This is a genomic window from Paracoccus broussonetiae, from assembly GCF_031854425.1.
Taxonomy (GTDB): Bacteria; Pseudomonadota; Alphaproteobacteria; order Rhodobacterales; family Rhodobacteraceae; genus Paracoccus; species Paracoccus broussonetiae.
Genome location: NZ_JAVRQI010000039.1, coordinates 1 through 3,310 on the forward strand (window position 1 = coordinate 1; position 3,310 = coordinate 3,310).

The window sequence follows — 3,310 nt, forward strand, 5'->3', positions numbered from 1 at the left end:
CCGTCGCCTGCTGGGCAAGGACCGGACCGCCCAGAAAGACCACCGCCATCGCAAGCACAGGGAATGCGTTCATGTCCGATCTCCGAAACGCCTTCGGCCGGTTGGCCTGTTGTCTTCGGGCATGAAAGCCTCCTGCTTTGGACAGGAACGTCGCCCGCGGGCGCAGTGTTCCCGGCGGGGCAGGGAACAGGAGGCATGTGCCGTGACTGAAGTGTCTGTAAACGAAGAACTGCAGTCGATGAATGAGGAGTATCGGTCGACCGCAGAAGACCCTTCTGGACAAGGTGCCCTCGGCTGCACTCCTCGACATAAATTTGAGTAATGGTGCGGATTTTACAATCGCCGAGGTGCTCATAAGTCACGATATACCCTTCATATTCATCACCGGATATGATCTGGAGCTTATTCCCCAAAGATTTGCGGCCATACCCCGATCTCATCCGTGACAAAGACATTTGCTCCATAGAGCATGGTCCCATTGCTACCCCCGGAACGGTTTTCCATCAGCGCTTTGCGGTCTCGCAGGCGATCTCCATCTGTTCGAAAGAATAGCAGAGAAGCCTACCCTTCACGATCTCGTCTGCAGCCACCATGCCGGCGAGCTGGGTTTCCGTGATGTGCGTTTCTACCCGAGCGCGCAGCACCGGATAGTTTTCAACGCGCCCCGCTTGAACCATTCCGAAGCCTGTGCATCGCGCAGCCATTGGATAAAGGCGTCGCGGACTCGACCCTTCGGGCATCTCCAAGAGGTTGGGGCGCATGGGGAACAGACCTCCCCATGCGCTTGCCTTCTCAGCGTTTTTGGTCCTGGCGACCGCCTTCTTGCTCTTGGCGGCCGCCCTCTTGGCGCTGTTTGTCCTGCGCTTGGTCGGAGCCTTGGCCTATTCCTTGGCCCTGATCACCTTGCCGCTGCTTCTCTTGCTCTTGCTGGTCGCGTTTCTGGTCTGCCATGACTGCTCCTCCTCAGGTGCATCGGATGACACGAACCTCGTGTCAGGGCCGCTTAACCGGCCCGTGTTGGAAATGTTCCTGCGCCCAACCGTGGGACATGTTGATTTCCCCCTCCGACGTCGCTGGTAAAGAGCGGTGCTTTTTTCCCGCTTCAAGGGGGTGCCTTGGCATTGAAGGGAGCGGGCATAACGCCGTGGTCCGTCGGGACACCCGGTGATCCAGGCATACGCGCAGGAACAACCGGCCGTTGCGCGGGTTGAACGCCCTCCAACAAAGACGCTTTTCAGTTCGAGGTGATGATGGGTGGGCGATTGATCGTTGTTTCAAATCGCATTCCGACGGGAGAGAGCGTTTCGGGCGGGCTGGTCGTCGCGTTGCACGACACGCTCGGCTGCGCCGGAGGGATCTGGATCGGAGCCCATCCCGAACCGGGCATAGGTGAAGAGACACTGGACGAGCTTGGTTTGACCCCCTATCGGCGGCTGGCCTTTCGCCTGACCGAAGAAGAGCAGAAGAACTACTATCTGGGCTATGCGAATTCCGTGCTTTGGCCGCTTTGCCACCGGCGCGGCGATCTGGTCGAAATGCGACCGGAATACGGGGCTGCTTATCAGGCGGTGAACGCGCGGGTGGCGCGCATGGTCGGCAAAATCGCCCGGCATGACGACCTCATCTGGGTGCATGACTATCATTTTCTTCCGCTCGCCAAGGAAATGCGTGCGTTGGGGCTTGCGAACCGGATCGGCTTTTTCCTGCACGTCCCCTTTCCCGCGCTTGGCGATCTGTCCGTGCTGTCTCAGCCCGAACGCTTTGCCGACGATCTGGCGCATTACAACCTGATCGGGCTGCAGACGCGTAGCGACGTGGCGCGATGCCTGGAGATGTTCCGGGCCGATCCACGAGCGGAGTTCATGCCGGATGGCGGCATCAAGTTTTTGGACCGGATCACCGCCGTGCGTTCCTTTCCCATTGGCATTGACACGGCAGGCTTTGCCGAGGATGCCGCGCAAGAGGCGGTCAATCCCTTCGGACGAGGGGATCCGGGCCGCTTTCTTATTGGGGTTGATCGGCTGGATTATTCGAAGGGGTTACCTAATCGCTTCCGGGCCTTTGCGCGATATCTGGAAAACCGGCCTGCTGGCTCTCGGCCGTGTCTGGTCCAGATCGCGCCGCCCACCCGGCAGCAGGTGCGCGCCTATCAGGACATCACGCGGGAGCTGGAAGAGATCGCGGGGCATGTCAACGGAACCTTTGCCGAACTGGACTGGACTCCGATCCGGTACATCCATCGCAGCGTTCCCCGCGTCGAGCTGGCTCGCCTGTATCGGAAAGCCAGCGTGGGTCTTGTCACGTCTTTCGCGGACGGCATGAATCTCGTCGCAAAGGAATATGTCGCTGCGCAGGATCCCAAAAATCCTGGTGTCCTGCTGCTTTCCCGATTCGCTGGCGCGGCCGAGGACATGACCGACGCCCTGCAGATCAACCCCTATGACGTCGAGGACGTGGCGACGGCTATATCGACCGCGCTCGACATGCCTCTGGAAGAGCGGCAGCGGCGGCACGCCTCTTGCTTGGATGTGGTCGGCAGAACCGACGTGACAATCTGGTCGACTGCTTTTCTTCGGGCGCTGATGACCTGTATTCCGTCGATGACCTTCCCCGGATTCGAAAGCCCCGCGCTGGATGGCGCTCGGGCCTGATCCGATCTATCCGGCCATCAGGGTCGGGATCGCGTCCTCGACGAGTTTGGGATCGTGTCCCAACCCGCGGGGAGCGCCCAGCACGCGATGAACTATGGGGGCCGTGGTGCGAGAACCTTGGTTTCTTTCGCTCGGTCCCGGAAGTTTGGCAATTCCGAACACGAAAGTGCTTCATGCAGGGGAAGTGACCGCGCTCACCAATTTAACGGTGATGCAAGCGCGCGCCGCCAATCTCTACCGTATCTTGAAGGAGGACGACAAATGCACGGAAAGAGAAATATACGGCATGACTCTGGGAAGGACGCTCCTAGATCTCTGGCTCCAGGACCCTTCGCAGTTGTCCTCTGGCCCGGTTGACGCGGCTTTTGATGGTGCCGATGTCGCAATCCAGCAGGCGCGCGGCGTCGATATAGGTGACCCCCAGCGCGCCGACCAGCACGATTGCCTCGCGGTAGTGGGCGGGCATGGCCTGCAGGGCGGCATGAAGCTCGATCGCCATCATGTGCCAATCCTGATCGGGGTCGACCTGCGGTCGAAGCGACGCGCAATCGGCCGCTCCGGGGGCCTCGCGCGCGGCCTTGCGGCAATTGGTGAAAAAGCGATTGCGCATGATGGTGAAAAGCCAGGCCCGCATATTCGTGCCCGGTCGGTAACTGTCT

General features: G+C 60.2%; 4 protein-coding genes. 1 reads left to right on the plus strand and 3 read right to left on the minus strand.

What is annotated here, in order from left to right; genetic code table 11:
* Positions 1–503: 503 nt before the first annotated feature.
* On the minus strand, positions 504–677 hold the full coding sequence (locus tag RM190_RS23195; protein WP_311761850.1) for a hypothetical protein: 174 nt from the start codon (positions 675–677) through the stop codon (positions 504–506).
* A gap of 115 nt (positions 678–792) precedes the next feature.
* Positions 793–951, minus strand: coding sequence for a hypothetical protein (locus RM190_RS23200; protein ID WP_311761851.1), 159 nt, complete (start codon positions 949–951; stop codon positions 793–795).
* A 311-nt stretch (positions 952–1,262) separates the two neighbouring features.
* Here RM190_RS23200 and RM190_RS23205 point away from each other — a divergent pair, with 311 nt between their 5' ends.
* A complete protein-coding gene (locus RM190_RS23205) occupies positions 1,263–2,651 on the plus strand; it encodes an alpha,alpha-trehalose-phosphate synthase (UDP-forming) (RefSeq protein WP_311761852.1) in 1,389 nt (462 codons plus the stop codon).
* Between the two features lie 307 nt (positions 2,652–2,958).
* Here RM190_RS23205 and RM190_RS23210 read toward each other — a convergent pair.
* Positions 2,959–3,310: sigma factor-like helix-turn-helix DNA-binding protein (locus tag RM190_RS23210; protein ID WP_311761853.1), on the minus strand; the 352-nt coding region annotated here is incomplete at its 5' end.

What these genes read in the sequence shown, in the direction of transcription:
- RM190_RS23195 (WP_311761850.1), bottom strand. Translation starts at nt 677, where the DNA reads ATGGTTCAAGCGGGGCGCGTTGAAAACTATCCGGTGCTGCGCGCTCGG.
- RM190_RS23200 (WP_311761851.1), bottom strand. Translation starts at nt 951, where the DNA reads ATGGCAGACCAGAAACGCGACCAGCAAGAGCAAGAGAAGCAGCGGCAA.